We start from the raw sequence: 26,311 nt of genomic DNA on the forward strand, positions 1-26,311 counted from the left end.
CAGGCGTCTGACCGACATGAGTGTTCGCCCGGGCGAGGCGGTCGCCCGGTCACAGCACGTCCGGGAGTCGGTCGACTTGCTCGGGGTCGTGGCCGTAGACGACGAGTGGGTCGCGCCGACGCTCGACGTCGCGGCACCGCCGCAGGCTCGCTTCCCAGTCCGGCCGCGAGTGGAGCAGGTCGCGGCCCATCGGGTGGCCGTCCTCGTAGTTGGCGGCGCTGTACGCCTGGTCGCCGACGACGAACAGGTCGCGGCCGTCGGCGGTGCCACCCTCCACGAGCAGGCCGACGAGGCCGGGGGTGTGCCCCGGGAGGTGGAGCCACTCCAGTCCGTCGAACAGCAGGCCGCCGTCGCCGTACAGCGGGGCCCAGTTCAGGTCGTGGTCGAAGTCGCCGCGAATGTAGGCGGCGTCCCGTCCGGTCGCGGCGGCGAAGTAGGCGCGTTTCAACTCCCGCTCGTGGACGAACACCGGCACGTCGGTGCCCGCGAAGTTGTGGAGGCCGCCCGCGTGGTCGAGATGGAGGTGCGACTGGACGACGTGGTCGACGTCCGCGAGGTCGTAGCCCACCTCCTCGAGCGCCGCGGGGAGTGGGTGCTCGTCGGCGTCGCGGTGGGTGAAGGTGTCGTACACCTCGGCGGGCCAGTGGCCCGCGCCCGCCCGGGGGTGGGAGCCGGTGTCCCACAGGAGGGTTCCGGCTGGGTGGTCGACGAGGAGGTTGAACACCGGCCCCTCCGCGCGGACGGCGTCGGGGTTCGGGTTCGACGCCGTCGCCGTGACCGCGCCCTCAAGCGGGTAGTTCAGGTCGAGTTCCATCGTGCCGCGGTCGAGCAGGTGGACCGTGGTGTCCATGCCGGAATCGGGAGCCGATAGGTGAAAGTCGTGTCGCGACCCCCGACAGGCTTTATCGGGTGGCACTCCCAGTAGGTGCATGCGCATCGAGTTGCGGTTCTTCGCCACGTTCCGGGAGGCCGTCGGCGCGAAGACCGTCGAGCGGGAGTTCGAGGCGGGCACCGTCGGCGACGTCCTCCGGGCCATCGAGTCGGAGTGGCCCGACCTCGAAGGCGAGATACTCGCCGACGACGGGAGCATCCGCCCGCAGTTGAGCGTGCTCAAGAACGGCCGCGAGGTAGTCCACATGCAGGGGACCGAGACGCCGCTTGCCGACGGCGACAGCCTCAGCGTGTTCCCGCCGGTCGCGGGTGGATGATGCGCGAGCAGAAGTCGTTCCGCGGCATCTCACAGCGACTCGCGCGCAACTACCTCTCGAATCTCGGCGGCGAGGCGGTGAGCGACGACCGCGTCGAGGGCGACGACTGGACGGCGACCCTCTCCTCGGAGAAGGTGAAAGCCGCCGGAAGCATCGAGTTGACCGAGGTGACCGTCGTCTTCGAGGGGGAGGCGTCGGCGGTCGAACCGCTCGTCGAGGACTTCACCCGCAAGGCGATGCGGGCGGGCGGGTGACCGGGACCGACCACCCCATCGAGGGCGAACCGCTGATGCTGGCGACGGCCCGCGCCAGCGTCGGGCCGGCGGCGCTCCCGCGACTGCTCGACGACGTGCAGTCGTATCTCGCCGCCCGCCGCGACGACTACCGGGCCGGCTACGAGCGCGCGCTCGAAACCGACGCGTGGGAGGCGTTCTTCGTCGAACGGGGCCACTGGGAGCAGGTTGGCTCGGCCCTCGAGTTGGGCCGCCGCGAGCACGAGGCGGTCGCGCGCGCCCACCGCGAGCAACTGCTGTGGGCCGGTCGCTCGGCCGACCGCCGCGAGGAGTTCGAGACCGCGCTCGACCTCCGCGAGGTCGCCGTCGTCGGGCGGTAGTGTTTTTCCGCCGGGGGCCCACCTCCGGACGATGCCCTCCACCGACGGCGACGGCTCCACCTACCGAGTCGTCCTCTCCGCGTATCTGGCGACGCTCGCGAGCGTCGGCGTCGTCGCCGCGCTCGTCGCGGACGGCCAGCCCGCGAGGATAGTCTACCCGGCCGTCGTCGTGACGTGGCCCGCGGTCGCGGGACTGGCAGGGGCGGCGCTCGCCGTCGCCGGCACCCCGCGGTGGCTCCGGCCGCGACCGCTGTACGCGAGCGGGCTGTCGTGGCTCCCGGGCGCCGTCGGCCTCGGGGTCGTGGTCGGCGCGCTGGCACTGCTGGCCGTCGGCCTCGACGGCGACCTCCCGGCCGGTCTCTCGGGGGCCGCCCTCGTCGGGCTGTTCGGCGGGATGGCCGTCGTCGCCGTCGGCTGGGTCGTCCGCGTCATGGCGCGCAACGCCGAGGCGCGGGCGCGGTTCGGGGACGCCGACGCCCTGGAGTGGCGGGCCCGCCCCGACCCGCGGCGGCGACGCCTCTACTACGCGAGCGCGGCCGTGGCGGGCGGCGGCCTGCTCGCGGCGATAGTGTGGTTCCGCGAGCCGTCGCTGGTGGGGACGCTGGGCGGGGCCGTCGCGCTCGCCGCCCAGGGCGCAAACGAGCGGCACGTCTGGCTCGGCGAGTCGACGCTCGTGTACGGCAACCCGCAGGTGCGCTACCTGCTCGCGGGCGACGGCGTGGCCGGCGTGCGCCACGAGGGCGGGAGCCTCCGCGTCGAGCGACGGGGCTGGCGGCCGGCGCTCACGTTCGACGCCGACGACATCGACGACCCCGACGAGGTCGCGGCGGCGCTCAGGCGCCTCGCAGGAACGCGGTGACGTCGTCGCTGAAGCGCTCGGGATACTCGGCGTGGAGCCAGTGGGTCGCGTCGTCGTAGCGGACGACGTCGGGGTCGTCGATGCCGTCCGCGATGGCGTCCGCGACCCGGGACTCCAGTGCGGGGTCGTCCTCGCCCCAGATGATTCGCGTCGGGACGTAGATGCGTGGCACCCGCTCCATGCGCGCGACCCGCTTCACCGTCGACCGGCCGAGCGCGCGGTAGTAGTTGACCGCCGCCCGGACCGCGCCGTCCCGCCCCCACGCGACGCGGTAGCGGTCTATCTCCTCGTCGGTGTAGGCGTCGGGAACCGCGGTGTCGTCGTAGACGCCACGCAGGCCCCGGAAGTCGCCGAGCGACAGCAACCGCTCGGGGAGCCACGGCACCTGGAAGTAGGCCGTGTACCACGAGCGCAGTAGCTGTCGGCCGCGCAGTTGCGCCCGCGGCCGCTCGGGGTCGAGCGTGTTGGCGACGACCAGGTGGTCGACGTGCGCGGGGTGGTGGCGGGCAAAGGAGAGCGCCAGCGCGCCGCCCCAGTCGTGGCCGACGAGGTGGGTCGAACCGTGGTCGAACGCCTGCACGAGTTCGAACACGTCGTTGCGGAGCCGGGAGAGCTCGTAGGCCGCCACCTCGGCGGGTCGGTCCGAGAGGTTGTAGCCGCGGAGGTCGGGCGCGACGACGAAGAACTCCTCCGAGAGCGGCGCGACGTGGTCGCGCCACGTGTACCAGAACTCCGGGAAGCCGTGGAGCAGCAGCACCATCTCCCGCGCGGGGTCGCCGGCGGCGACGTAGTGGAGGTCGACCTCGCCGCAGTCGACCGTCCCGCGGTCGAACCCCTGCGCGTCCGCCCAGTCCTCGGCCGTCTCCATGTCGGTCGTTGTCGCTCATCGGCCAAAGGATTATGCCCGACTGCCGACGTGTCGGGCGACCACAAACACTGATTACGCTCGTGGCCCACAGCCCGGTAGCCGTGAGTTCTCCCCGCCCGACAGCCCTCCTCCTCGCGCTGGCGGCCGTCGCGGCCCTCGCCGTGGGCGCCGGCGGCTACGACCCAGACCTGGGTGGCGACACCAGCACCGAGCACCGAGCGACGCTGACGCCCGCCGGGGGCGACGCCGATTTCGGCGAGTCGTCCGGTCCCGGTCCCGGCGGCGGGAGCGGTCCGCCCCCGCTGTGGCCGGAGGTCGACCCCGACACCGGGGATGAGCGCCCGTCGCCGGACCTGCGCCTGCTCGTCGGCGCGGCGCTCGTCGTGGCCGGCGGCGCCGTCGCCGTCTACGCGCTCACCGGCGACGGGCGGGAGGCGGACCGCTCGTCCGATGGCGACGAGACGGCCGCACCGACCGTCGGCTACCGCGACCCCGGAACGAACGGCGTCTACCGCTCGTGGGCGCGGCTCCGCGAGCACGTCGGCGACGACGAGACGGCGACGCCGGCCGAACTGGCGCGTCGTGCCGGCCGAATGGGCGCGCCGGCCGACGCCGTGAGCGAACTGACGACCCTGTTCCGGCGCGTCCGCTACGGTGACGAAGACGCCACCGAGCGGGCGGAGCGGCGAGCCAGCGCCGCCGCCGACCGGGCGACCGACGACGGGGCCGACCAGTGAGGCTCCGACGCGTCCTCCTGCTCGGCGTCGGGGCGACGACGGCGGCGCTTGGCGCGGCGATGCTCGCGGTACCGTCGCTGGGGCGGGCCGTCGACGCGCTCGTCGTCCGGGCGGCGCTGATACTGCTCGGCGTCGTCGCCGTCGCGGCGGCCGGCCGGACGCTCCTGCGCACCCGCGACGCCGACGCCGAGCGACCGACGCCGGAACGGCGACCGACCTACCGGCGACCGGACGACGCCCTCGCGACCCTCCTCGATGGCGCGTGGCCCGCCCGGAGCGGCGACGGCTCGCCCGAAGCGGTCCGCGAGACGCTCCGGGAACTCGCGGCCGAGACGCTCGTCGCCACGACCGATGCGGACCGCGACGCCGCCGAGGCGTCGCTCGATGCGGGCACCTGGACCGACGACGCGCCGGCCGCCGCGTTCTTCACCGGGGCGCCGGCGTCGCTCCGCGACCGCCTCCGCGCGCTCGCCGCGGGGGAGCCGACGCCGGCCCGCCGCGCCCGCCACGCCGCGGCCGCGATTGCGGCCCTGACCGCCGACGAAACCGCACGCCCGACGCGCGACCCGCTCCGGGGGCGGTCCGGCGGTACACTCACCGGAGCGTCACCTACGACCGGGCGGTCGACAGGCCGGGGGCGCGTCGTCGCCGCGGGTGCGCTCCTCGTCGGCGGAATTGGCGTGCTCGGCGGGCGGCCGGCGCTACTTCTGGTCGGCGGGCTCGGGCTGGCGGTGGTGGCGGTCGGCCGGAGTTTCGGGGCACCGGAGCCGACCGTCCGCGTCGACCGCGACCTGTCGACCCCGTCGCCCGCACCGGGCGAACAGGTCACCGTCACCGTGACCGTCGAGAACACCGGCGACGCGCCGCTTTTCGACCTCCGCGTGGTCGACGGCGTGCCCGCGGGTCTGACCGTCGCCGACGGGAGTCCGCGGCTCGCGGCCGCGCTCCGGCCCGGGGCGGCCGCCTCGACGAGCTACGAGGTGGAGGCGGTGCCGGGCCGCCACGCGTTCGACTCACCGACCGCGACCGCACGCGACCCGACCGGAACTCGCGTCGAGACGCGGCCCGCGGCCGCGCCGGAGACGGTGCTCACCTGTGGGTTCGGCCGTCTGGAGGCAGAGCCCGGGCAGTCGGTCGCGGGGGCGGTGCCGGGTGCGGCGTCGACGGCGACGGCCGGCCCCGGCGTGGAGTTCCACAGCGTCCGCGAGTACCGGCCCGGCGACCCGCTCGGGAGCGTCGACTGGCGGCGGTTCGCCCGCACCGGCGAGTTCGCCACCGTCAGGTACCGGGAGGAACGGCTCTCGCCGGTCGTGGTCGTGGTCGACGCCCGGGCGCCGGCGTACGTGGCGCCACCGGACGCCGACGTGCCCGCCGTCCAGCGGGGCGTCCGGGCGGCGTACGCCGTCGCCGCCGGCCTGCTCGCGGACGGGCGTGCGGTTCCCGTCGGACTGACCGCGCTGTCGCCGCACCCCTGCTGGCTGGCGACCGGCACCGGCGGCGAGCAACTCGACCGGATTCGTGCGGCCCTGCTCGGCGACCCGGCGTTCGACTGGACCGCGCCCGACCGGGAGACGGGGTCGCTCGACGGGCAGGTGGGCCACCTTCCGCCGGACGGCCACGCCGTCCTGGTGTCGCCGCTGGCCGACGACGCCGCAGTCGGGGCGGCCCGACGGCTCGCGGCCCGGGGCGGCGGCTGTACGGTGCTGTCGCCGGCCGTCGCGGACCCCGCGCGACCGGACGAGGGGTTCGCGTACGCCCGCCGGAACCGACGAATCGAGGGGTTACGGGCGGCCGGCGTCGCAGTCGTCGACTGGCCGTGGGAGCGTCCGGTCGAGGAGGTGCTCGCCCGTGACGGATGACCGCTACTGGACCCGGGGAACCGGGTCGGGGCCCGACCGCCGGGCGACGCGGGTCGCCGCGGGGCTGGCGGTGGTTGCGGCCGCCGCGGTGCCGCTGGTCGTCGGTGGCTCGGTCGCACTGCTCGTGGTCGGGGGCGGCGGGACGGCGGCGCTGGCCGCCGGACTCCGGCGGCGGTCGCGGCGCGCCGTCCGTCTCGGGACGGCGCTGCTGGCGGGCGCCGTGGTCGTCGCGGGCCTGACCGGCTACCCCGCGGTGCCGCTTCTCGTCGCCGGGGGCGCGACGCTGGTCGCGTGGGAGCAGGCGACGTACGCGCTCGACCTCGGCGGGGAGGTGGGACGGGGAGCCCGGTCGATGCGGGTCGAACTCGTCCACGCCGTCGTGGTCGTGAGCCTGCTCGTCGCCACGGCGCTGGTCGCGGTGACGCTGTACCGCCTCCCGACGGGGGCCGTCCCCGCGGCCGTCCCGCTGTTGCTCCTCGCGGCGGTCGTGCTCGTGGCGGTCGTACGCGACCGCACGTAGCCGCGGGCGAACGTTTTTCCCGACCCCCGGACACCGAGGGCCTGTGGCTCTCGGCTACGACGTCGTCCTGTTCGGCGCGATGATGTCCATTGCCCTCCTGATGCTACTCGGTGGCCTGGCGACCCCGAGCGCCCGTGACTACCTGAATCGGAAGCCGGGGCTCTCGCGCGGCTACGTCGCTCTCGTCCTCGTGAGCGTCGTCGCGCTCCCGCTCGTACTCGGCGCTGTCGGCACGTTTCCCGGGTCGCGTGGCGGCGTCCGCTCGGTCGGGTTCGCCATGCTACTGGTCGCCGGCGGCCTGCTGGCGGTCGCGTACGGCGCCGGCACGGCACGCCGGTGGGCGGCGTTCCGTCTCCGCGGCGACACCCCGACCGGCGACGTTGAGGCGGGCCCGGTGTCGGTCACCGGCCTCGTGGAGTGTGACGAACCGCCCGCCTCGCCGCTGTTCGGCACTCGCGCGGTCGCCTGGGAGTGGACTGTCGAGGCGAAGAACCGCCACGGTACGAACAACGAGGGCCGACGCGCGTGGTCGCAGGCCCGTTCAGGACGGGACGGCGTCGAGTTCCGCGTCGACGACGGCTCGGGCCCCGTCGCCGTCGACCCGACGGACGCCAGCCTCGACGTCGCCGGCGAGACGGTCGAAGAGCGCGACCCCGGGAACCCGCCCGGCCGCGCGGCCGACGTGGCGGACCTCGACATCGGCGGCGAGCGGTTCCGGTTCCGGGAGTCGGCGCTGACGCCGGGGACCGAGGTGACCGTCCTCGGGGAGGCCGCCGGCGACCCGCCGACCGTCCGCGGCGGCGACGACCCGCTGGTCGTCAGCGAGGGGACCCGCTCGGGGACGCTCGACCGCTACGCGCTCCGGGCCGCGCTCGCGGGCGGTGGCGGTGCCGTCCTGCTGTGGGTCGGCCTCGGGTGGTTCGCGGGGCTGTTCGGCGTGCCGCTCCCGGTGTGACTTTCCCCGTCGGGATGCACGCGCCAGTATGGTCCGGCAGGTCCCGCTCGCGCCGCGGTGGCTCCGGTACGCCGCGGTGGCACTCGTCGCGGCTACCGTCCTCGGGGCCTCCGTCGTCCGGCCCGCCCCCGGCCCCGACCGGTTCCTGCTCGGCGTCGGCTTCGACAAGTGGCTCCACGCCGCCGGCTACGCGGCGCTCGCGGCGTCGCTCGGCTACGCTCGCCTGCCTGCGGGCGGCCGCCTCTCGACGCGGGCGCTGGTCGGCGTCGCGCTCGTCAGCCTGGCGTTCGGCGTCGGCGTCGAACTCGTCCAGGGGCCGCTCCCGTACCGGTCGCTGAGCGCCGCGGACGCGGCGGCCGACGCGGTAGGGGCGGTCGCCGGGGCGCTCCCGTTCCGGGTCGTCGCCGGCGCCGACGACGCAGACGCGGGCGACCCGAAGGCGCTTTCCCCCTCGACCGGAAAGGAGGGGCAATGAGTCAGCCGACCCCCGACGTGTACGAGCAGGGGAAGGGGATGGACGCCCACAACGCGGTGATGCGGGAGGTGCGGTCGCGCAACGACCGGACGTACGACCCGACGGAGCCGACCCGCGTGTGGCTCGACGAGGACAACACGCCCGACGGCGTCCGGCAGAGCCTCACCATCATCCTCAACACCGGCGGCTGTCGGTGGGCGCGGGCCGGCGGCTGTACGATGTGCGGCTACGTCGCCGAGAGCGTCGACGGCGGGAGCGTCGGCCACGAGAACCTGATGACACAGGTCCAGCACTGTCTCGACCACGAGCAGGAGAACGCGGACGAGCCGGCGAGTCTCGTGAAGATATACACCTCCGGGTCGTTCCTCGACGAGCGGGAGGTGCCCGCCGAGACGCGCGACGCCATCGCCGAGACGTTCGCGGACCGCGACCGGATGGTCGTCGAGTCCCTGCCGGATTTCGTCGACCGCGAGAAACTCCGGGAGTTCACCGACCGCGGCGTCGAGACCGACGTGGCCGTCGGCCTCGAGACCGCGACCGACCGCGTGCGCCACGACTGCGTGAACAAGTACTTCGACTTCTCCGACTTCGAGGCCGCCTGCGAGGAGGCACGGGCGGCGGGCGCGGGCGTGAAGGCGTACCTGCTGATGAAGCCGCTGTTCCTCACCGAGCGGGAGGCCGTCGCGGACATGAAATCGAGCGTCCGCCGCTGTGCCGCCGTCGACGGCTGTCACACCGTCTCGATGAACCCGACGAACGTCCAGCAACACACGATGGTCGAGGACGTGTTCCACGCGGGCGGCTACCGGCCGCCGTGGCTCTGGAGCGTCTGCGAGGTGCTGGAATCGACCGCCGACGTCGAGGCCATCGTCGTCTCCGACCCCGTGGGCCACGGCTCCGACCGGGGGCCACACAACTGCGGCGAGTGCGACGACCGCGCCCAGAAAGCCATCAAGGATTTCGACCTGCGGCAGGACCCCTCGGTGTTCGAGCAGGTGTCCTGCGAGTGTGAACTGACGTGGGAGGCCGTCGTCGAGCGGGAGAAGAGCTTCGGCCAGCCGCTGACGAACTGACACCGAGCGACCCGCTCGGTTCAGGTGGGGCGACGGTGACCGACAGTTCGACCGTCTCGCTGTCCTCGTCGAGCGTGACGTCTGTCGTCTTGTCGCCAGCCGTGACCTCGTACTCGGCCTGGTCGAGCGTGAACTCCACCTCCCCCTCCTCGTCGGTAGACCCCGACGCGACGACGGCTCCCGTCTCGGGGTCGACGATGGTGACCTCCTGTCCGGATGCGGCCTCACCGTTCTGGTCGACTGCCTGCACCGTCAGGTCCCCTGTCCCCCCGAACGGGTCGCTCGGCGCGAGCTCGGGGCTGGCGATGACGGCGCCACAGGCGGCAAGGACGAAAACCACCGCGAGCACGACCACCGCACGACGACGTCGGTCGTCGTCCGGAGGGTCGTCGCCCTTCTGACCGTCCACCAGCACAATTTTGACAACCAGAACCGATGCTGAAAAAACTGGGGGCGCTCAGCGGTCGACTTCGCCCATAATCGTATCCAGACTCCCGAGCGACGCGACGAGGTCCGGGACGTACTCGCCTTCGGCCATCTCGGGGAGCGCCTGGAGGTTCGAGAACGACGGTCCGCGTATCTTGAACCGCGCCGGCTTGTCCGTCCCGTCCGCGCGCATGTAGATGCCGAGTTCGCCCTTCGCGCCCTCGACGGCGCGATATATCTCGGTGTCCGCCTCCGGCTTCAGCGTCCGGGGCACGTTCGACTGTATCGTCCGGTCGTCCTCGGGCCAGTCTTCCAGCAGGTCGATACACTGGTCGATTATCTTCGCGGACTCCTCGACCTCACGCATCCGCACCAGCAAGCGGGCGTAGTTGTCACAGCCGTCCTCGGTGACGACGTCCCAGTCGAGTTCGTCGTAGTAGCCGTACGGGTCGTCCCGGCGCAGGTCGTAGTCGATACCGGAGGCGCGCGCCACGGGCCCGGTACAGCCGTAGCTCTTGGCGATGTCGGGGTCGAGACGGCCCGTGTCGACGGTCCGCATCTGGAGCACCTCGTTGCCCGTCAGCAGGTCGTGGTACTCCTGGAGGCGCCGGGGCACCTCCTGGAGGAAGTCGCGCGTCTTCTCGAAGAACTCCTCGCGGGGCTGGGGGAGGTCCCACGCGACGCCGCCGAGCCGGAAGTAGTTGAACATCAGCCGCTGACCGGTGAGGTCCTCGAGCAGTCCCTGCACTTTCTCGCGGTCGGTGATGGCGTACATGAACGCGGCGGTGAACTCCCCGATGACGTCCAGCGCGTACGTGCCGACGGCGAGCAGATGCGAGAGGATGCGCGACAACTCGGCCGACATCGTCCGAATCACCTGCGCGTACTCCGGTACGTCGATGTCGGCCATCGACTCGGCGACCCGGGCGTAGGCCCACTCGTTGAGCAGGCCCGCACCGCTCCAGTCCCAGCGGTCGGGGTACGGCATTATCTGGTGGCGGTAGGTGCCCTGCTGGCACATCTGCTCCTCACAGCGGTGGATGTAGCCGAGGTCCGGTTCCACGTCCGCGACCTGCTCGCCGTCCAGCGTCGCCTCGATGTGGAGCACGCCGTGGGTCGAGGGATGGTGTGGGCCGATGTTGAGGAACATCGTGTCCGAGTCGCCGGCGTCGTCCTCCAGGGGGTTGGCGTGCTCGCGGAACGGGACGACCTGCGGCTTCTCGCCGTCGAAATCCAGCGACAGGGGGTGGCCCTGCCACGTCTCCGGCAGGAGGATGCGCCGCAGGTCCGGGTGGTCGTCGTACTCGATGCCCACGAGGTCGTACGCCTCCCGCTCGTGCCAATCGGCGGTCCGGTAGACGGGGTTGGCGGACTCGCTGACCGGCTCGTCCTTCGCCGTCGGAACGACGACGCTCACCTCGTCGGTGGGGTCGTCGTACTTCTTGAGGTGGTAGATGGTCTCGTAGCGGTCCTCGTACTCCTGGGCGGTCACGCAGGAACAGTGGTCGAAGCCGGCCTCGTCGCGGAGCAGGAACAGCACGTCCTGCACCTCGTCAGGGCGGACGACGAACGCGGGCGCGTTCTCGTGGTCGTCGGTGTCGACGGCGTACTCCCCGAGGAGGGCGGCGAGGTCGGCGTCGCCAGCGACCGACTCGGCGGCCGCTGGCCGTTCGAGGCTCATACGCGGGACGTGGGCGGCCAGGTGTGGCTGATTTCTGCCTCACTCGTTCGGAGATTTATTAGGGAGGCCGCCCCATCCGCCGCCGTGAAGTACCTGCGGTTGACTCTGCGCGTCGACAGCGCGCTCCGCCACCCCGTCCACCAGCGCATCGGCGAGAGCGACGAGATCGACCGGGACCTGCTTCTGGCCGGCAACACCGCGACCGACGGCTGGGACACGCTACTGTTCTACGTCGAGGGGGACCGGGGAGCGTACCGCGACGCGCTCGAGGCGACCGACCGCGTCGCCGAGTACGAACTCACGGAGCCGTCGGACGGGGGGTTCTACGCCTACCTGAAGGACGAAGGCGACCCGCTGGACGAGTTGATGTTCGAAGCGTTCTCGCGGACGGGGCTGGTGCTGGTCCCGCCCGTGGAGTTCTTCGAGGGCGGACGGGCGACCCTGACGGTGCTGGGCGACCCGGACCGCCTGCAGGAACTGCTCGACGACCTGCCCGACGGCGTCGACGCCACCGTCGACCGCATCGGCGAGTACGACGAACGGGCCCCCCTGTTCGACCCCGGGCTGACGAGTCGCCAGCGCGAGGCCGTGGCGGCCGCCGTCGACGCCGGCTACTACGAGGTGCCCCGGAGCGGCACCGTCGCGGACGTGGCCGACCGCATCGGCTGTGCGGCCGGGACCGCCGACGAGCACCTCCGAAAGGCGGAGCGGGCGGTGATGCGCGAACTCGTGACGCGGGGGGCCGGCGGGCCCGCGTAGTCGCGACCCCTCGGCTGGGAAACATTTATCGGGGCCGTCGGGGAATCCCGTAGACATGTCCCGCACGTACGAGGCCGTACAGGAGCGCCTCCACGACGACGTGGCGACCGCCGAGACGGTCGGGGAGGCCGTCGCCGTCGCGGCCGACCTGTGGCCCGACGACCCGTATCTCGCGTTCGCGCCGACCGGCGAGCGGTTCACGTACGGCGAACTCGACGCCCGCGTCGACGAGGTGGCCGCCGCCCTCCACGCCGCCGGCGTCGAGCAGGGCGACCGCGTGGGGCTGTATCTGGAGAACGGCCCCACCTACGTCGTCGCGGCGTACGCCTGCGCGAAACTGGGGGCGGTGCAGGCGCCCATCAACTGGATGTACCGCGAGCGTGAGGTGAGCCACGCCGTCGAGTCCGCGGAGATGTCGGCGGTGCTCGTCGGGCCGGACGACGAGTACCACGACCGACTCGCGCCGGTCGCCCGCGAGTACGACCGTCTCGATACGGTGGTCGTCACCGAGGGCGACGCCGCGTTCGAGGGTGCCGACACCCACGCGCTCCCCGCGCTGGTCGCCGAGGCGGATGACCCACCCACCCCGGACGTGGCCCACGAGGACCCGCTCGCCATCCTCTACACGTCGGGAACGACCGGCCTGCCGAAACCCGCGGTGCTGTCACACCAGTCGTATCTCCTCGGTGCGAAGAGCTTCCTCGGGGCGCCTGTCTCGCCCGACGGGACGAACTTCAACCCCTACCCACTCTTTCACGCGAACAACCAGGTGTACTCGATGCTCGGGTCGCTGTTGCTCGGCGGCGAGTACGTCCTCGCGGACTCCTTCTCGGCCAGCGGCTTCTTCGACGTCGTCACCGAGTACGGCGTCACCTCGTTCAACATCATCGGCGGCGTCCCGAAGATGCTCGACGCCACGCACGACGACGACGAGATTCCCGACACGTCGCTCGACCTCGCTATCGGGCCCATCTCCGACGAACTCTGGGACCGGTTCCAGGAGCGGTTCGACCTCGACGTCGTCCAGATATACTCCCAGACGGAGAGCACGACCCTGCTGATGAACCACCCGGACCTCGACGCCCGCAAACCGACGGCCATCGGGAAGCCGATGTTCCCCGACCTCGGCCACGAGGCGTGGGTGCTCGACGAGGCCGGCGAGGAGGTGCCCGCCGGCGAGACGGGCGAGTTGGTCCGTACCGACCCCGGCTGTATGGACGGCTACTGGAACATGCCCGAGAAGACGACCGAGACGCTCCGGGAGGGCAAGATACACTCCGGTGACGTGGTGCGCCGCGACGAAGAGGGGTTCCTCTACTACGTCGACCGGAAGAAGTTCATGATACGCCGCGGCGGCGAGAACATCTCCGCCCAGGAGATAGAGACCGTCGTCGACGAACTGCCGGGGGTCGCCGAGTCGGCGGCGATTCCGGTGCCCGACGAGATGCTCGGCGAGACGGTGAAGGTGCTGGTGATGCGCGCCGACGAGACGGTCACCGAACGCGACGTCGTGGCCCACGTCGCCGCGACGCTCGCGCCGTACAAGGTGCCCCGGTACGTCGAGTTCACCGACTCGTTCCCGCGGACCCCCACCGAGCGCATCCGCCGGGTCGAACTCGCGGACGCGGAGGAGGACCGCGAGGACCACGGCTGGGACCGCGACGAGGCGTTCCCCGACTGGGAACCTTAGCGGAGCGCGTACTGCAGTATCGCCAGCGCCGACCGGCCGTCGCGCATCTCGCCCGCGAGACAGTCGGCCCGGAGGTCGTCGAACGCCGCCTCCTCGACCCGGATGGACTCGTTGAAATCGAGGTCCTGCTCGGCGGTCGGCTCGCAGTCGTGGGCGACGACGTAGTGGAACGTCGCGTCGAGCAGGCCGTTGGCCGGTTCGTACGTGCAGAGCCGCTCGACCGTCCCCGCCTCGTAGCCGGTCTCTTCGGCCAGTTCCCGGCGCGCGGCCGTCGCGACGTCGTCGTCGCCCGGTTCCAGCCCCCCGGCGGGGAGCCCCCGGTTGACGCGTTTCACCGCCTGTCGCCACTCCTCGATGACGACCACGTCGCCGTCGGGCGTGAACGGGAGCACGACCACCGAGTCGGGTTCGGTGAGGAAGTGGAACTCCGTCTCGGTGCCGTCGGGCAGGCGCACGTCGTCGCGCTGGACGTCGAACCCGGGGCAGGTGTAGTCGACGGCCGAATCCAGCGTCTCCCACGCGAGCGGGTCGTCGGTCATACCTGTTCTCCGCGTGGACCCGGCAAAAACCTCGGGACGGGGGGTCGTCGGCAGGGGGCCGCTCACAGCAGGCCGCGGAGCCCGACCATCATCACGACGATGGCGAGCATGAACGCGCTCTGGAGGAGCCCCCAGCGAAGCGCCGAGCCGAACAGCGCGTCGAGGCGCTCGCCGTCCGGGTCCTCCCGGTCGAGTTCGACGACGAGCCGTGTGGTCGCTCGATGGAGCGGGCCGAACCCGTTGAGCAACATCAACCCGCCGATGGTGAGCGCGCCCCACAGCCAGATGGAGGGGTCCGCCCAGTAGCCCAGCAGGTGCGCCAGCCCGATGCCCGACCCGACGACGCCGACGCTGAGCGGTTCGGCGACGGTCACCAGTTTGGGGACGAGGTGGTAGTTGACGGCGCCGGCCGCCTCGTCGGGTGCGGCGTCCAGCGACGGCCCCATCACGAACTTGAAGAAGAAGTCGAGGCCGAACCAGAACGCCCCGAGCGCGACGTGGACGTAGAACATGAGCGACGCGACACCCGAGAGGTACGCCGCTATCGGCGCGCCGATGGTGACCAGCACCGCGGCGACGGCGAACTCGCGGTCCGCGAGGTCGACGACGAGGCCTATCTGCTCGCGGTGGGACAGCGCCTCCTCAGCGGTCGCCATCGGTCACCCCGCTGGTGGCACGACCCCGCTCGGTCACATCTCGACCCCCGGTCGGGTCGGTCTCGTAGCGTCTCGGTTCGACATCCGCGCGTGCTGGCTCGCGTGGCATGACACATCAGGGCCTGGAGCCCACGACCCACCGTTCGACTCGGTAGGAATTATAATTATTGTGATATTAACGTGAGTTGGTCACGGCGACACGACGAAGTAACACGACGCAACCGGGCAGGCGCAGTCCGTGGCTACTCGGGCAGTTCGACGGCCGGCATCTCCGCGGCGGTGTGTTCCCAGGCCCACTCCTCGAACTCGTTGAACACGCCGGTGAGCGAGGCGCCCCGGTCGGTCAGGTCGTAGTACGTCGCAATCGGGTCGTCCTCCAGTCGGCGCCGGACCAGGTCCCGCTGTTCGAGTTCGTCGAGCACCCGCGAGAGCGTCGTCGAGTCGGCCGTCGTCGTCTCCTGTATCTCGCTAAACCGCTGTTCGCCGTACAGTTGGAGACTCCGGAGCACCGTGAGTCGCCACTTCGAGCCGACGACTTCGAACGCGCGGGCGACCGGACACACCTCGAACAGGTCGTCTCCCGGTTCGGGTCTCGGTGGGTCGTCGTCGCAGGCCATAATGCGATATGCTACCACAGGTCACGACAAAAAGGTATCTCCCCCACGGACAGCGGGGCCCCTCCGGAGGACCGCCAGCGGCGGAAAGCGAGCCGCTCCCTACTGGTGATGACCACTAAACGTCCGCACACGTCACGCCTCCGGCGTCCCCACGCGGGCGATGCGCCCGTCCCGGAGCCACGCGTCGTACGTCTCGCCGAGGCCGCGCGGGTCGCGGAGGCGGAGCAACGTGTGGGGGAACTCCCCGGGCAACATCACGTCGAACGTCCACAGCGGGGCGTCCTCCAGCCCGCCGTTCTCCCGCCGGGGTCGGACGAGCGTGGAGTGTTCGCGCCCGAACGAGGGCGCGTGTCCCGCCTGATGGACCCGGAGCACGCGCGGCGCCGCCGGACAGACGTACACCTCGTCGCCGAGGGTGTAACCGCGGAGGAACCGGGTCGCCGCCCACACCCGGAGCCCACGGGGGAACGACCCCGACTGCACCGGCCGGTCGGGGTCGCCGTCGGGGCCGTGGTGGGCGTCGAACGCCCGGACGTAGTCACACCAGCCGAGTTCCCGCTCGACGACGGCCGCGTCAGGGTCGGCGTCGGACGGCGAATCCGAGCGGTCGGCGCCCTGCACGGACGAAGTGAGCCGGTGCCACGCCGAGAGCACGGCGATAGCGAGGAGGCCACAGGCGACGGCGGCCGCCCGGCGACAGCCGTCGACGAGTCGCCGTCGGGCGACGCTCGTCGCCTCGGATGACGGGGACATGGCTCCGACTCCCGGAGACGACGGAATAGGTTTTGTGCCGACGAGCAGAAAGCCTATCCCGCTGACCGTCGGGGTCCGGTCCGTGCGGGTCGTCCTGTTCACCAGCGAGGAACCGCTGTACCTACCCCCCTATATCCAGCCGATACTCGCGGCATACGGCGACGCCGTCGACCGTCTCGTCGTCGCGCCGTTCGACGCCCCGCTCCGGCGACAGGTCCGCGAGTATCTCGGCATGTACGGCGTCCGGGCGGGGGCGCGGATGGGCCTCAGCTATCTCGGTGCGAGCGCGCTCGGCGCGCTTCCCCGCTCGGTGACCCGGCGGATGACGGGTCGCCACTACTCGGTCGCGGGCGTCGCACGGGCACACGACGTGCCGGTCGAGCGCGTACCCGACGTCTCCGACCCCGGGTTCGTCGACCGGATGCGCGCGCTCGACCCCGAGGTGTTGCTGTCGGTGGTCGCGGGCCAGCGTCTCCCGCCGGCCCTGCTCGACTGCGCGACGGAGGCGCTGAACCTCCACGGGTCGCTGCTACCGAACTACCGCGGCCGCGCGACGGCGTTCTGGCCCCTCTACTACGGCGACGACCGGACGGGCGTCACGGCCCACCGGATGACCGACCGCTTCGACGCCGGCCCCGTCATCGAACGGCGGGCGTTCCCCATCGAGGACGACGACACGGTCGATTCGGTGTACCGGAAGCTATCGGCGACCGGCGCGGCGCTGGCGGTGGACCTCCTCGACGCCTACCCCGAGTTGCCAGAGCCGACTCCGAACGAGACGACGAAAGCCGACTACCACGGCGTACCCGACGCGAGCGAGCGCCGGACGTTCCGCGAGCGCGGCGGCGAGTTCCTCTGACGGTGCCGGCGGCGACGGTCGCCGTCGACCGGGTCGACTCAGAGCCCGCCGGCCCCGGAGTCGGCGTCGGGGAGCGGCGCCCGCTCCACGTCGAGCCCCAGTTCCTCCAGCGCCGCTTCCAGATGCTCGCCCTCGGCGTACTCGGCGCCGTCCTCGAGGCGCTTCTGCTGGGCGAGCGCGAGCACCTCGCCGCGGCGCTCGTCGGGGATGACGTACTTGTCCGTCGAGAGTTCGATGACGAGGCCGTTGTGGTCGCGCGTATAGAGCGAGTGGAAGATGCCGCGGTCGAACTCGTTGTAGCCGTGGCCCGCGTCGTCGAGCGCCTGCTTCACCTCCTCGATGCGCGCGGGGTCGAACCGGAACGCGATGTGGTGGACGCCGCCGACGCCGGTGCGCTGTGGCTGTGGGTTCGACTGGCGGCCCTCCTCGACGAAGAAGGTGAGGATGCGGCCGTCGCCGGTGTCGAAGAACAGGTGGGTGACGTGCGGCGCGTCGAGGTTCGGCTGACGCAACACGAGCGGCATCCCGAGCAGGTCGCGGTAGAACTCGACGGTGTCCTCGACGTTGCTCCCCACGAGGGTGACGTGGTCGAGGCCGGTGGTGTGGACGGGGCTGTCCGGCAGGTCGGCGGTGACTGGTACGTCCTCGCTCATACCCGTGGTACGCGGTCCAGAACTAAAGGCGCTCCCGGACACGGGGGTTACCGGGTGACGGGCCCGTCAGGTCACAGCGACAGCTGTTGCAGGTCCAGTTCCAGGTCCGCGACGTGGTCGTTGTAGGCGGCGACGAACCCGCGGAACTCGGGCGCGAGGTCGCGCACGTCCGGCGCCGACGGCGGTTCGTACTGCGACAGCAGGTACGTGCCGCCGGAGCCGCCGACCCGGAGATACGACGCCGTCGCCTCCTCCCACTTGAGTTCCCAGCGGGTGCCCTCGACCCGCGCGGTGAACGTGCCGTAGTCGGTGCCCTCGTAGCGGTGGAGTTCGCCGGCCATCGTGTCGCAGGTCTCGCGGACCGCATCGAGCACCCGGTCGCGCTCGGCGACCACCGACTCCGTCGAGGCGACGGCGGGGAACGCCGTCGGCGCGTCGTCGAGGACTCCCTCCAGCGAGGCGACGTACTCGTTGAACGCGGCGACGAACGCGTCGTAGTCTCGTAGGGCCCGCGCCAGCGCCTCCGGGTCCGGGGGCTGTTTCGTCGAGACGACGTACGTGTCGCTACCGGACTGCGGCGCATACCGGAGGTACTGCAGGTCGCCGGCCTCGTGTTTCACCGTCCACTCCCCCCGGTCGGTCGTGAACGACCGCTGGCCGTAGTCGCCGCCCTGCAGTTTCGCCAGTTCGTAGGCGACGCCGGCCGCGTGGTCGCGGACGGCCGCGAGCACCGCCTCCCGTCGCTCCGTCACCTCGTCCACGTCGGTCACGTCGACGTCCAGCGCGTCGGTCATCGACCGGAGCGAGGGATGGCGCGGGCAAAACGTCACCGGGACGCCACCGAAAGAGCCAACACCCACCGGTCGGATAGCTAACACGATGCCCTCCATCACCTCCATCAGTTCGACCGCCCGGTCGCTCGCGCGGGCGGGAACGTCCGTATCGACGACGGTACTCGCGTGGCTCGTCGGCCTCCTGACGGCGGCGTTCGCGCTCGCTCGCTCCGGGCTTGCCCGGGGCCGCGACGCGGTCGCCGACCCCGTCGCCCGGCTCCGCGGCCCCCTTCGCGTCGGCCTGTTCGGCCGGCGCGTCGACGTCTCGCTTCTCGCGGCGCTCGTGGCACCGGTGCTCGCGCTCGCCACCGCGTGGTGGGTCGGCTCGACGGTCGGCTTCGGGACCGTCGCCGACTGGTTCGTCGGCACCTGGACCGGCCGGTCGCCACACCTCGCGGTGTTCCTCGCGGCGGGGGCGCTCGTCGCGCTCGGCGCCGTCAGCGCGGCCGTCAACTCGGGGCTGGTGCCGACGCTCCTGCTCGTCGCCGGCCCGCTGTTCGGCGTCGGCGTCACCCGCTACGGCCGCGGCGCGACGTACTACCCGACGACGGAGGTCGTGTCGCTCCCCGAGGCCGTCCTCGGTGGGCTGGCGGTCGCCGCCGCGTTCGGCGTCCCGCTCGCGGTCGCCGGCTTCTGTCTCGGCGTCTGTGGCCGCCGGGTGACGGACGTGCTCCGTGGCGACTCCGGCCCCGCCGCGCGGGCCGGCGAGGCCTGACCCCTCGTCGGCCGTAGACGCCACAGCCGGCCATGTCCGGCCGTCTTTCCGGCGTCGCGTTCCCAACAGCACAAGTGCCAGGCAGTCGTGGCCCCCGCAAATGGTCGAGCAGTACCTCGAACGACTGTTCACGTGGGAGAGCCTCGTGAACACCGAGCGCGGCGTGGAGTTCGAACTGAAGAACCGGCTGATGGAGTCGGAACTGACCGGTGTCGGGGAGGCGCGGCTGGACGGCGAGCGCGTCCCCGCGGAGGACGTGACGCTCCACCTCGAAGACGGGACGGTGCTGTCGCCCGACGACGTCAGCGAGGAGACGCCGCTGGCGTTCGACCTCGCGGACACCGTACAGGTGGTCGTCGACCGCGAGCGGCTCACGCGGGGGACCCACGAGGTGGGGCTCGCGCTCGCCATCGACGGGTTCGGGAGCCACTCGTTCACCGTCGAGGACCAGGTGACCGACGAGGACCTGCTGGACGTCGACCCCGCGGACTACACGGTCGCGGAGCTCCGCGAACTGGTCGCGGACGTCGCGTCGCCGTTGACGCTCGACCGCCTCCACGACCGGGAACGCGACGGGAAGGACCGCAAGACCGCCATCGAGGCCATCGAGGCCCGGCAGGCGGAGGTCGACGACGTCGAGGAGCCCGCGACCGACGACGCCGATGAGCCCGGGCAGAGCGAGTTGAGCGCCCGGATGGAGGAGCTACTGTCGCTCGTGGTGGAGACGCCCCAGCAGGTGCAGGTGTACACCGCGGGGTGGGTCGGCGGCGGCGGTACCGTCGCGGAGATAGCCGACCGGACGCTGTTCTCGGAGGAGCGGGTCCAGACCCTGCTCGGGGAACTAGAGGCGCAGGACCTCGTCGTCCGCGAGGACGGCCACTACGAGATGGTCCACCCGATTACGGCGATGCGGAAACAGCCGCGGAACCTCTGGAACCTGCTCGGGCCGTAGGCGACGGAAGCGTCGGGAGGAAGTGGGCTGACCCGGATTTGAACCGAGGTACCGAGGACCCGATCCTCGAAGGATACCAAGCTACCCCATCAGCCCGCAGTCCAACCAAGTGGGCACCCGGGTTTAACGGTTGCGAAACGGGGGACGCTCGGCTACAGCGTGTAGCGGTCGAACCGGCGGGCGGCAGTGCGGACCGCGAGTCCACCGAGTGCGAGGCCGGCGGCCAGCGGGACCGCGACCCCGCCAACCCGGATGGCTCCGGTCGGGAGACGGCGTATCGCGTCCCCGAACCCGCGGAGCGCATCGGCGACGGCGGTCCCGCCGGCGAGGTCGAACGGGAACGCCGCCGCGCCGCCGACGAAGACGGCGATGCCACCGCGGGCGAGGTCGGGCGCGAGCGCGCTCGCGACGGCCGTCGCCGTACAGCCGACGACGACGACCGTGTAGCAGGCGATGGCCGTCAGCGCGGGTGGCAACAGTTCCCGCCCGCGGACGACCCGGACGGCCTCGGTCCGGGGGAAGAGGAAGCCGACGCCGGGCGCGACCATCGCGGCGACGGCGACGCATCCGGCGACCACGACGAGGAGAGCGGCGGCCTCGACGGGCGTGTAGCCGGTGGCGACCGCCAGGCCGGCCGGGAGAACCGACCCCGGCAGGCCGACCAACAGCGCCGGCAGCACCAGCCCCCGGACGTACGCGGTGCCCGAGGGGACCGAGAGCAGCGTCACCGGGAGCACCCGTCCCTCGTCGCCCAGCGGATTGAGGCCGAACATCGCGCCCGCGACCCAGGGGACGAACAGCGCCGCGAGCGGGGCAAGCGCCGCGACCGGAACCGACGCCTCGCCGAACAGGAACTGGACGCCGACGGTCGCGGCGACCGCGACCGGTGCGAGCAGGAAGGAGAGCTTCGAGGGGGCGCGCCGCACCAGCAGTATCGACCGCTGGGCGACCCGACGCGCGACGGGCGAGCCGACCCCCGGCACCTGGAGCGGGGCGATGGCCGCCGCGAGCGGGTCGGTGCCGTCGGTTCCGACCTCCGCGGCGGCGGCCTCGACTGCAGGCTCGACCGAGTCACCCAGCCAGAGCGCGCTCGCAACCCGCGTCGAGAGGGCGGCGCCGGCGACCGACCAGCCGGCGAGAAGCACCGCCGCGCCGGCCGCGTGGCCGAGAGAGACGGACGCCGGCGTCGCCACCAGCACGAGGTCGAGGAGCCAGCCGACCGGGAGGACCGCCAGCATCGAGGTGGCGCCGCCGAGGTTCCCGACGGCGGCGTAGCCGCCGAACGCGGCGACGGCGAGCACGATGCCGATAGCGGTCCGGTGGCGAGCGAGCGCCGGGACGCGCGCGACCGCGAGTTTCATCGACAGTCCGAGCACCTGCGCGGCGACGACCGCGCTGGCGGCGAAGAGCAGCAACGCCAGCAGCGCAAGCAGGAGGGTGGCCGGCGACCCACTCACGTACGCGACGGCCGCGCCGACCACGAGCAGTGGGCCCCCGATGTACGCGAGCACGCGGGCCCACTCCGCGAACAGCAGACCAATCACCGCGGCGGGGAGTCGGACGGTCGTCAGCAGGAACGCCTCGGCGTCCGGCCGGTCGTGGAGCGTGGTCACCCGCTGGGTGAGGAGCGCGACCGCGAACAGCCACTGGAGGGCGACCGGGCCGCGCGTGGAATCGGTGACGGCGACCGCCGAGAGGTCGGGCGAGGTCACCACGACCAGCGCGGCGACGCCTACGGCGACGCCGCCGAACAGCAACACGGCGACCGCGAGCCCGACCAACTGGAGCCCCTTCGTGCGGAGTGCGCGGAGGCTCCGGTGGAACTCCACGCGACCGACCTGCCAGCCGGCCGCGAGACTGTTACGCGGCATCGGCCTCGTCGGTCGCGGCCGCTTCGCGTGCGGGGTCTTTGCTGGTCACCGCGAGGAACACGTCCTCGAGCGTGCGGCCGGCGGTCTCGTCGTCCGCGCGGCGCTTCAGGTCGGCCGGCGACCCCTCGGCGACGAGCCGGCCGTCGGAGAGGACGCCCACGGTGTCGGCGTGTTCGTCGACGACCGGGAGGATATGCGTCGAGAGGAACACCGTCGTGCCGCCGTCGGCGAGTTCGTCGATGACGTCGCGGATGGTCCGGGCCGCACGCGGGTCGAGGCCCGACGTCGGTTCGTCCAGGAACAGCACCTCGGGCTCGTGGAGTAACGACTGGATGAACGCCGTCTTCTGTCGCATCCCCTTCGAGTAGGTGTCGATGCGCGTGTCGGCGTCGTCCGCGAGGTCGAGACGGTCGAGGAGCGACGCCGTCCGCTCGCGGGTCGGTCCGTCCGGGAGGCCGCGCAGACCCGCGGCGTACGTCAACTGCTCGCGAGCGGTGAGTTCGTCGTACAGCGGCGGCTCCTCCGGTAGGTAGCCGATGTGGTCGACGAGCGCCGCGCGGTCGGTCACGTCGACCCCGGCGACGCTGGCCGACCCGCTCGTCGGCCGGGTCAGCGACGTGAGGAGCCGCATCGTCGTCGTCTTGCCGGCGCCGTTCGGCCCCAGGAAGCCGTACACGACGCCGTCGGGCACCGCGAGGTCGAGCGAGTCGACGGCGACGGTGTCGCCGTAGCGCTTGGTGAGGGCGGTCGTCTCTATCGAACGCATGTTCAGGGCTCGCCCGAACGTCGAGCGGGAGGCCCAAGAGCGTGCCGACGGCCCTCGAGCCACGTGTCGGGCCGGCGAGGTTTCGGCAGGGGCCGGGCGCTCGGGACGGCAGAGCCCCAAGATGGAGTCGCTGTCACCCCCGGACCGACGTGTCTGGTTCGGTGACGACCCGGGCGACGGGGACAACGACCCCGACCACCGCCGTCGCGCCCGCGAGGACGCTCGTCGGGCCGGCCGAGACGACGACGTAGTGGGCGATCACCCCGAGCACGGCGAGCGCCGCGAGCGCCCAGACGCCGACCGCCTGGCGACCGGAGACGGCCGGACCGGCGGACCGCGGCCCCTCGGCGGCCGGTGGTCCGTCGTCCGACGCCTCCCACTCGTAGGTCGCGTCCGGGGGGCCACGCTCGTCGTCGCGGCGGCCGGTCAGCCGGTCGGCGACCGCGTCGACGAGCCACGTCCCGGGCGTCAGCAGTTCCGCGCCGAGCAGGGCGGCGACCGCGACCAGTGCGTACCCCGGGAGGAACGAGTAGCGGGCGACGAGGAACGACCGCCCGGGGGCCCCGGGGTCGTAGTGAACCGCCACCCGCTTGCCGACGGCGTAGTCGGCGCGCGCGGTCGCCATCCGCCGGCCGCTGTTGACCGACGCGTACGACCCCGCGTACACGTCGTCGCTCCGATACTGCTCGCCGTCGACGGTGTAGGTGTACGAGACGTTCGCCCGGTACTCGGTGGACCCCCACAGCGACGGCCGGGTCGTGGTGTACGTCTCCACCTCCGCGACCCGGACTGTGCCCGTCGTCGTCTCCGCGGTCGAGACGTATCGGTACTCGTCGACGACGAACGCGCCGCCGACCAGCGCCGTGGCGACGACGAGGAACGCGACGAACGCGGAGCGGCGGGGGACCTGCACGGCCGAGTGCGTGAGGGCCCTCCGACAAGGGCGTGTCGTTCCCGTCTGGGGTCAGTACCGGCTGTAGCCGTCGGTGTCGAGCCAGTTGTGCGCGACCGTGATGGCGTGGTCGGCGTGGAGCCGTTCGGGGCCGAGGCGGACGCGGGCGTCGGCCCGCTCCGCGAGCAGGTCGGCCTCGCGGTCGGCGAAGTCGCGGTGGTCCGAGAGCACGAACGTCGGGTCAGCGACGGGGTCGCGGGCCGCAACGGGGTCGCCGTCCTCGTGGAGTTCGACCACGTCGCCGCCGACGCGGTCGAGCGTCGCCGCCAGCCCCATCCGGTAGAGTTCGACGCCCGGCGACGGCTCGGCCGGCTGGTGACCGATGGCCTCGTCGGTCGCGTCGAGCGCCGTCCGTATCACGGCGGCCGTCGACCGCTCGTCGGGGTTGAGCCGCCGGACCGTCGCGCCGTCGACCGAGACGGTGAACTCGTCCTGCAACACGAGGTGGACGCGCGTCTCCTCGCGGATGCCGTGCGAGAGGAACAGTGCGCTCGTGACACACCGGCAGAGCACGTCGAGACGACCCGCCGCCGACGGAAGGTCGTCGAGCGGGAACTCGGGCGTCGTGGGGGCGTCGTGGCCGACGACGACGAACTGGCGCATGAAGGCGAGAGGTGGCCGGGATACAAAGGCGGACCGTTCCGCCGGAGGGGAAACCCGAAGTAACCCCCGGGCCCTGGATGGCAGTATGGAACGGGTCCCCGAGCGGGGGTCGGACGCGCCATGAGCGGCGACGACCCCGAGCGCCGCTACACGGAGTGGCGGTGCACCAACTGCGGGCACGGCGTCCCGAAGAACAACCCGCCGTGTGACCGCTGTGGCAACATGTCGTTCGAGCAGGTGGAGGTGACCGGCGGCGACTTCGACGACGAGATAGCCGGCGCGAGCACGCTCGAACTCCTCCGCGAGAATGCCCTGACGGTGGGCGCGGCCGTCGCCATCCTGCTTGTGGTGAGCGTCGCCGGCCTCGCCAGCGCCGGCGTGTTCGTCGTCGCGGACCCGTTCGGCCTCGGTTACAAGTTCGGCGCCGTCGAGGCGGTCCAGCCTGACGACGACGGGACGCTCACCGCGGCGGAACTGCACGGCCGCGTCACCGCGGCCCATCGGGATACGTCGATGCGGTGGTACGGGCGGGGGCTCGAACTCTCCTACCGGTCGGACGCGGGCACGGACGCGGCGCTCGTCGAGGAGGTGACGACGGTGGCGACGTGGTACGCCGAGTACGTCGGCGACGGCGGCGAGGCGGCGTCGCTGGAGGTGACGGTCCGGACCGACGACCGGCGGGCGCGGGTGACCGTCCAGCGGGCCGACGCCGCGGCCTTTGCGGCCGGCGACATCTCCCGGTCGGAGTTCCAGTCCCGGGTGTTCGAGCGGTCGTGACGCGGCCGTTCGGCCGCCCGGCGTACCGACTCGTGCCCGTGCGAACGGTGGGGACCGCCGACTGAGCTACCTCGCGCGGTTCAGACCTGCCCACACAGCGTGCCGCGGGGCAGGCCGACCGCCTCGTTCGGGTACAGCGTCAGGGTGGTCAGTTCGCCGCCGTGCGTGACGAGGACGGCCAGCGCCCACCACGCGGGGGCGTCCGCGTCCGAGAGGTCCCAGTCGTGTTCCACCCGGCCGCCGTCGGCCAGCGACGCCTCGAGCGCGTACCGGCCCGACGAGGCGGTGACGCCCGGCTGGACCGTCAGCGGGAGCGACGTGCGGTACGTCTCGTCGAGCACGGTCGACTCGTCCGAGACGGTCACGGCCACCTCGTGGCCGCCGGCGTCGGTGTCGTCGTCCGGCGGCGTCTCGAAGTCGTATATCTGGAACCGGGCCGCCGGCACGTCGCTTCGGGGCGTCGTCGTGGCAACCGGCCGCCGACACCGGTAGCCGTTGAACGGGATGCGCCGGTGGACATCGCCGACGAAGTGGGCGACGCTGGCGGCGTTGCGGGTCGCGCCGCGCGCCGAGCCGTCGGGGTCGTGGTAGTCCGCCGAGCCCGAGCAGGTCGACAGCAGGTAGTAGCCCCGGTCGGTCTCGTGGACGACCGCGACCTGCGGCCGCTCGACGTCGATGGCGACGGGCGGCTGAGCGCCGCCGAAGCCGCTCCGGAGTTCCTCGTGGACGAGGCGGCGCTCGTGGCGCGCGACGAACTCGCGGGCCGCCGAGCGACTCGACACGTCGTCGGGCGTACCCGGTTCGTCGAGTGGCGTCACCGTCTCGACGTCCGGCGGCGGCGTCGGCTCCGGCGTCGGCTCGGGAGCCGGCGGGTCGCGACTCGAACAGCCGGCGACCGCGGCGACTGTCCCCGAGAGGGCGGCGAGATACGCCCGGCGGTTCATGCTACCGTGACGGGACGGCACCTGGTGAGCGCGCTGGAGGGCATCGGTGTCGGTCGTGTGCGGGTTCGGCACGTATATTGTCTATCCATCGCGGCGAG

General features: G+C 72.2%; 30 protein-coding genes and 1 tRNA gene. 16 read left to right on the plus strand and 15 right to left on the minus strand.

The window, feature by feature from the left end; genetic code table 11:
• Positions 1-49: 49 nt before the first annotated feature.
• A complete protein-coding gene (locus NL112_RS01350) occupies positions 50-850 on the minus strand; it encodes an N-acyl homoserine lactonase family protein (RefSeq protein WP_255150829.1) in 801 nt (266 codons plus the stop codon).
• A 79-nt stretch (positions 851-929) separates the two neighbouring features.
• Here NL112_RS01350 and NL112_RS01355 point away from each other — a divergent pair, with 79 nt between their 5' ends.
• From NL112_RS01355 to NL112_RS01370, 4 genes are read left to right on the plus strand one after another with little or no spacing between them, the layout of a single operon-like run.
• Entirely contained in the window at positions 930-1,208 is a 279-nt protein-coding gene (locus tag NL112_RS01355; RefSeq protein WP_255150830.1) for a ubiquitin-like small modifier protein 1, read from the plus strand.
• Positions 1,208-1,462 (plus strand): MoaD-like domain-containing protein, encoded by a 255-nt coding sequence (locus NL112_RS01360; protein ID WP_350356184.1) that lies wholly within the window; start codon positions 1,208-1,210, stop codon positions 1,460-1,462. The genes NL112_RS01355 and NL112_RS01360 overlap by 1 nt, the downstream gene beginning before the upstream one ends.
• Positions 1,459-1,821 carry a DUF8048 family protein gene (locus tag NL112_RS01365; RefSeq protein ID WP_255150832.1) on the plus strand — a complete coding sequence of 121 codons (363 nt, stop codon included), beginning with the start codon at positions 1,459-1,461 and terminating at the stop codon, positions 1,819-1,821. The genes NL112_RS01360 and NL112_RS01365 overlap by 4 nt, the downstream gene beginning before the upstream one ends.
• A gap of 31 nt (positions 1,822-1,852) precedes the next feature.
• Entirely contained in the window at positions 1,853-2,680 is an 828-nt protein-coding gene (locus NL112_RS01370; protein ID WP_255150833.1) for a hypothetical protein, read from the plus strand.
• On the opposite strand, the gene NL112_RS01375 is transcribed toward NL112_RS01370, so the two are convergent.
• Positions 2,655-3,548, minus strand: coding sequence for an alpha/beta fold hydrolase (locus tag NL112_RS01375; protein ID WP_255150834.1), 894 nt, complete (start codon positions 3,546-3,548; stop codon positions 2,655-2,657). The two genes, NL112_RS01370 and NL112_RS01375, sit on opposite strands and share 26 nt — an antisense overlap.
• 101 nt (positions 3,549-3,649) lie before the next feature.
• Between NL112_RS01375 and NL112_RS01380 the strand changes: the two genes are divergently transcribed.
• The 6 genes from NL112_RS01380 to NL112_RS01405 are packed head-to-tail and all read left to right on the plus strand — an operon-like array spanning position 3,650 to position 9,167.
• The gene (locus tag NL112_RS01380) at positions 3,650-4,285 is read left to right on the plus strand and encodes a DUF4129 domain-containing protein (RefSeq protein ID WP_255150835.1); all 636 of its coding nucleotides are present in this window, start codon (positions 3,650-3,652) and stop codon (positions 4,283-4,285) included.
• On the plus strand, positions 4,282-6,144 hold the full coding sequence (locus tag NL112_RS01385) for a DUF58 domain-containing protein (RefSeq protein ID WP_255150836.1): 1,863 nt from the start codon (positions 4,282-4,284) through the stop codon (positions 6,142-6,144). Before NL112_RS01380 ends, NL112_RS01385 begins: the two co-directional genes overlap by 4 nt.
• Entirely contained in the window at positions 6,134-6,664 is a 531-nt protein-coding gene (locus tag NL112_RS01390; RefSeq protein WP_255150837.1) for a DUF7519 family protein, read from the plus strand. The genes NL112_RS01385 and NL112_RS01390 overlap by 11 nt, the downstream gene beginning before the upstream one ends.
• A gap of 43 nt (positions 6,665-6,707) precedes the next feature.
• Positions 6,708-7,619, plus strand: coding sequence for an E3 ubiquitin ligase family protein (locus tag NL112_RS01395; RefSeq protein ID WP_255150838.1), 912 nt, complete (start codon positions 6,708-6,710; stop codon positions 7,617-7,619).
• A 28-nt stretch (positions 7,620-7,647) separates the two neighbouring features.
• Entirely contained in the window at positions 7,648-8,094 is a 447-nt protein-coding gene (locus NL112_RS01400; protein WP_255150839.1) for a VanZ family protein, read from the plus strand.
• Positions 8,091-9,167 (plus strand): archaeosine biosynthesis radical SAM protein RaSEA, encoded by a 1,077-nt coding sequence (locus tag NL112_RS01405; RefSeq protein ID WP_255150840.1) that lies wholly within the window; start codon positions 8,091-8,093, stop codon positions 9,165-9,167. Before NL112_RS01400 ends, NL112_RS01405 begins: the two co-directional genes overlap by 4 nt.
• 457 nt (positions 9,168-9,624) lie before the next feature.
• On the opposite strand, the gene NL112_RS01410 is transcribed toward NL112_RS01405, so the two are convergent.
• The gene (locus NL112_RS01410; protein ID WP_255150841.1) at positions 9,625-11,274 is read right to left on the minus strand and encodes an NADH-quinone oxidoreductase subunit D; all 1,650 of its coding nucleotides are present in this window, start codon (positions 11,272-11,274) and stop codon (positions 9,625-9,627) included.
• A gap of 84 nt (positions 11,275-11,358) precedes the next feature.
• Between NL112_RS01410 and NL112_RS01415 the strand changes: the two genes are divergently transcribed.
• A complete protein-coding gene (locus NL112_RS01415) occupies positions 11,359-12,033 on the plus strand; it encodes a helix-turn-helix domain-containing protein (protein ID WP_255150842.1) in 675 nt (224 codons plus the stop codon).
• A 55-nt stretch (positions 12,034-12,088) separates the two neighbouring features.
• Positions 12,089-13,723: a class I adenylate-forming enzyme family protein gene (locus NL112_RS01420; RefSeq protein WP_255150843.1), complete on the plus strand. Its 1,635-nt coding sequence runs from the start codon at positions 12,089-12,091 to the stop codon at positions 13,721-13,723.
• On the opposite strand, the gene NL112_RS01425 is transcribed toward NL112_RS01420, so the two are convergent.
• From NL112_RS01425 to NL112_RS01440, 4 genes are all read right to left on the minus strand, one after another.
• On the minus strand, positions 13,720-14,262 hold the full coding sequence (locus NL112_RS01425; protein WP_255150844.1) for an NUDIX hydrolase: 543 nt from the start codon (positions 14,260-14,262) through the stop codon (positions 13,720-13,722). The genes NL112_RS01420 and NL112_RS01425 overlap by 4 nt on opposite strands.
• A gap of 62 nt (positions 14,263-14,324) precedes the next feature.
• Positions 14,325-14,918: a hypothetical protein gene (locus NL112_RS01430; protein WP_255150845.1), complete on the minus strand. Its 594-nt coding sequence runs from the start codon at positions 14,916-14,918 to the stop codon at positions 14,325-14,327.
• Positions 14,919-15,160: 242 nt separating this feature from the next.
• On the minus strand, positions 15,161-15,535 hold the full coding sequence (locus NL112_RS01435) for a winged helix-turn-helix transcriptional regulator (RefSeq protein ID WP_255150846.1): 375 nt from the start codon (positions 15,533-15,535) through the stop codon (positions 15,161-15,163).
• 132 nt (positions 15,536-15,667) lie between these two features.
• Positions 15,668-16,288, minus strand: coding sequence for a hypothetical protein (locus NL112_RS01440; RefSeq protein ID WP_255150847.1), 621 nt, complete (start codon positions 16,286-16,288; stop codon positions 15,668-15,670).
• A gap of 82 nt (positions 16,289-16,370) precedes the next feature.
• On the opposite strand from NL112_RS01440, the gene NL112_RS01445 reads away from it, so the two are divergent.
• A complete protein-coding gene (locus NL112_RS01445; RefSeq protein ID WP_255150848.1) occupies positions 16,371-17,147 on the plus strand; it encodes a methionyl-tRNA formyltransferase in 777 nt (258 codons plus the stop codon).
• Between the two features lie 38 nt (positions 17,148-17,185).
• On the opposite strand, the gene NL112_RS01450 is transcribed toward NL112_RS01445, so the two are convergent.
• A complete protein-coding gene (locus tag NL112_RS01450; protein WP_255150849.1) occupies positions 17,186-17,800 on the minus strand; it encodes a VOC family protein in 615 nt (204 codons plus the stop codon).
• Positions 17,801-17,871: 71 nt separating this feature from the next.
• The gene (locus tag NL112_RS01455) at positions 17,872-18,594 is read right to left on the minus strand and encodes a profilin-fold protein (protein WP_255150850.1); all 723 of its coding nucleotides are present in this window, start codon (positions 18,592-18,594) and stop codon (positions 17,872-17,874) included.
• 85 nt (positions 18,595-18,679) lie between these two features.
• Here NL112_RS01455 and NL112_RS01460 point away from each other — a divergent pair, with 85 nt between their 5' ends.
• Positions 18,680-19,348, plus strand: coding sequence for a DUF8071 domain-containing protein (locus NL112_RS01460; protein WP_255150851.1), 669 nt, complete (start codon positions 18,680-18,682; stop codon positions 19,346-19,348).
• A 100-nt stretch (positions 19,349-19,448) separates the two neighbouring features.
• Entirely contained in the window at positions 19,449-20,300 is an 852-nt protein-coding gene (locus NL112_RS01465) for a MarR family transcriptional regulator (protein WP_255150852.1), read from the plus strand.
• A 23-nt stretch (positions 20,301-20,323) separates the two neighbouring features.
• Here the strand turns inward: NL112_RS01465 and NL112_RS01470 are convergent.
• The 5 genes from NL112_RS01470 to trmY form a co-directional block, all read right to left on the minus strand.
• Positions 20,324-20,396: transfer RNA gene (locus NL112_RS01470), tRNA-Pro, on the minus strand.
• Between the two features lie 56 nt (positions 20,397-20,452).
• Positions 20,453-22,171: a hypothetical protein gene (locus NL112_RS01475; protein WP_255150853.1), complete on the minus strand. Its 1,719-nt coding sequence runs from the start codon at positions 22,169-22,171 to the stop codon at positions 20,453-20,455.
• Positions 22,161-22,937 (minus strand): ABC transporter ATP-binding protein, encoded by a 777-nt coding sequence (locus tag NL112_RS01480; protein ID WP_255150854.1) that lies wholly within the window; start codon positions 22,935-22,937, stop codon positions 22,161-22,163. Before NL112_RS01480 ends, NL112_RS01475 begins: the two co-directional genes overlap by 11 nt.
• Before the next feature lie 133 nt (positions 22,938-23,070).
• Positions 23,071-23,850 carry a DUF3592 domain-containing protein gene (locus tag NL112_RS01485; protein ID WP_255150855.1) on the minus strand — a complete coding sequence of 260 codons (780 nt, stop codon included), beginning with the start codon at positions 23,848-23,850 and terminating at the stop codon, positions 23,071-23,073.
• A 51-nt stretch (positions 23,851-23,901) separates the two neighbouring features.
• Positions 23,902-24,492 carry a tRNA (pseudouridine(54)-N(1))-methyltransferase TrmY gene (trmY, locus tag NL112_RS01490; protein ID WP_255150856.1) on the minus strand — a complete coding sequence of 197 codons (591 nt, stop codon included), beginning with the start codon at positions 24,490-24,492 and terminating at the stop codon, positions 23,902-23,904.
• 120 nt (positions 24,493-24,612) lie between these two features.
• On the opposite strand from trmY, the gene NL112_RS01495 reads away from it, so the two are divergent.
• Positions 24,613-25,269 carry a DUF8159 domain-containing protein gene (locus NL112_RS01495; protein ID WP_255150857.1) on the plus strand — a complete coding sequence of 219 codons (657 nt, stop codon included), beginning with the start codon at positions 24,613-24,615 and terminating at the stop codon, positions 25,267-25,269.
• 80 nt (positions 25,270-25,349) lie between these two features.
• On the opposite strand, the gene NL112_RS01500 is transcribed toward NL112_RS01495, so the two are convergent.
• Complete coding sequence (locus tag NL112_RS01500; RefSeq protein WP_255150858.1) at positions 25,350-26,285, minus strand: hypothetical protein; 936 nt, start codon at positions 26,283-26,285, stop codon at positions 25,350-25,352.
• Between the last annotated feature and the right edge of the window lie 26 nt (positions 26,286-26,311).

It is taken from the genome of Halorarius halobius (assembly GCF_024298865.1).
Classification (GTDB): Archaea; Halobacteriota; Halobacteria; order Halobacteriales; family Haloarculaceae; genus Halorarius; species Halorarius halobius.

Bases quoted from the DNA above. Each gene is read 5' to 3' on its own strand.
- NL112_RS01350 (WP_255150829.1), bottom strand. From the start codon at position 850: ATGGACACCACGGTCCACCTGCTCGACCGCGGCACGATGGAACTCGAC.
- NL112_RS01355 (WP_255150830.1), top strand. From the start codon at position 930: ATGCGCATCGAGTTGCGGTTCTTCGCCACGTTCCGGGAGGCCGTCGGC.
- NL112_RS01360 (WP_350356184.1), top strand. From the start codon at position 1,208: ATGCGCGAGCAGAAGTCGTTCCGCGGCATCTCACAGCGACTCGCGCGC.
- NL112_RS01370 (WP_255150833.1), top strand. From the start codon at position 1,853: ATGCCCTCCACCGACGGCGACGGCTCCACCTACCGAGTCGTCCTCTCC.
- NL112_RS01375 (WP_255150834.1), bottom strand. From the start codon at position 3,548: ATGGAGACGGCCGAGGACTGGGCGGACGCGCAGGGGTTCGACCGCGGG.
- NL112_RS01400 (WP_255150839.1), top strand. From the start codon at position 7,648: ATGGTCCGGCAGGTCCCGCTCGCGCCGCGGTGGCTCCGGTACGCCGCG.
- NL112_RS01405 (WP_255150840.1), top strand. From the start codon at position 8,091: ATGAGTCAGCCGACCCCCGACGTGTACGAGCAGGGGAAGGGGATGGAC.
- NL112_RS01410 (WP_255150841.1), bottom strand. From the start codon at position 11,274: ATGAGCCTCGAACGGCCAGCGGCCGCCGAGTCGGTCGCTGGCGACGCC.
- NL112_RS01420 (WP_255150843.1), top strand. From the start codon at position 12,089: ATGTCCCGCACGTACGAGGCCGTACAGGAGCGCCTCCACGACGACGTG.
- NL112_RS01425 (WP_255150844.1), bottom strand. From the start codon at position 14,262: ATGACCGACGACCCGCTCGCGTGGGAGACGCTGGATTCGGCCGTCGAC.
- NL112_RS01430 (WP_255150845.1), bottom strand. From the start codon at position 14,918: ATGGCGACCGCTGAGGAGGCGCTGTCCCACCGCGAGCAGATAGGCCTC.
- NL112_RS01435 (WP_255150846.1), bottom strand. From the start codon at position 15,535: ATGGCCTGCGACGACGACCCACCGAGACCCGAACCGGGAGACGACCTG.
- NL112_RS01440 (WP_255150847.1), bottom strand. From the start codon at position 16,288: ATGTCCCCGTCATCCGAGGCGACGAGCGTCGCCCGACGGCGACTCGTC.
- NL112_RS01450 (WP_255150849.1), bottom strand. From the start codon at position 17,800: ATGAGCGAGGACGTACCAGTCACCGCCGACCTGCCGGACAGCCCCGTC.
- NL112_RS01455 (WP_255150850.1), bottom strand. From the start codon at position 18,594: ATGACCGACGCGCTGGACGTCGACGTGACCGACGTGGACGAGGTGACG.
- NL112_RS01460 (WP_255150851.1), top strand. From the start codon at position 18,680: ATGCCCTCCATCACCTCCATCAGTTCGACCGCCCGGTCGCTCGCGCGG.
- NL112_RS01465 (WP_255150852.1), top strand. From the start codon at position 19,449: ATGGTCGAGCAGTACCTCGAACGACTGTTCACGTGGGAGAGCCTCGTG.
- NL112_RS01475 (WP_255150853.1), bottom strand. From the start codon at position 22,171: ATGCCGCGTAACAGTCTCGCGGCCGGCTGGCAGGTCGGTCGCGTGGAG.
- NL112_RS01480 (WP_255150854.1), bottom strand. From the start codon at position 22,937: ATGCGTTCGATAGAGACGACCGCCCTCACCAAGCGCTACGGCGACACC.
- trmY (WP_255150856.1), bottom strand. From the start codon at position 24,492: ATGCGCCAGTTCGTCGTCGTCGGCCACGACGCCCCCACGACGCCCGAG.
- NL112_RS01495 (WP_255150857.1), top strand. From the start codon at position 24,613: ATGAGCGGCGACGACCCCGAGCGCCGCTACACGGAGTGGCGGTGCACC.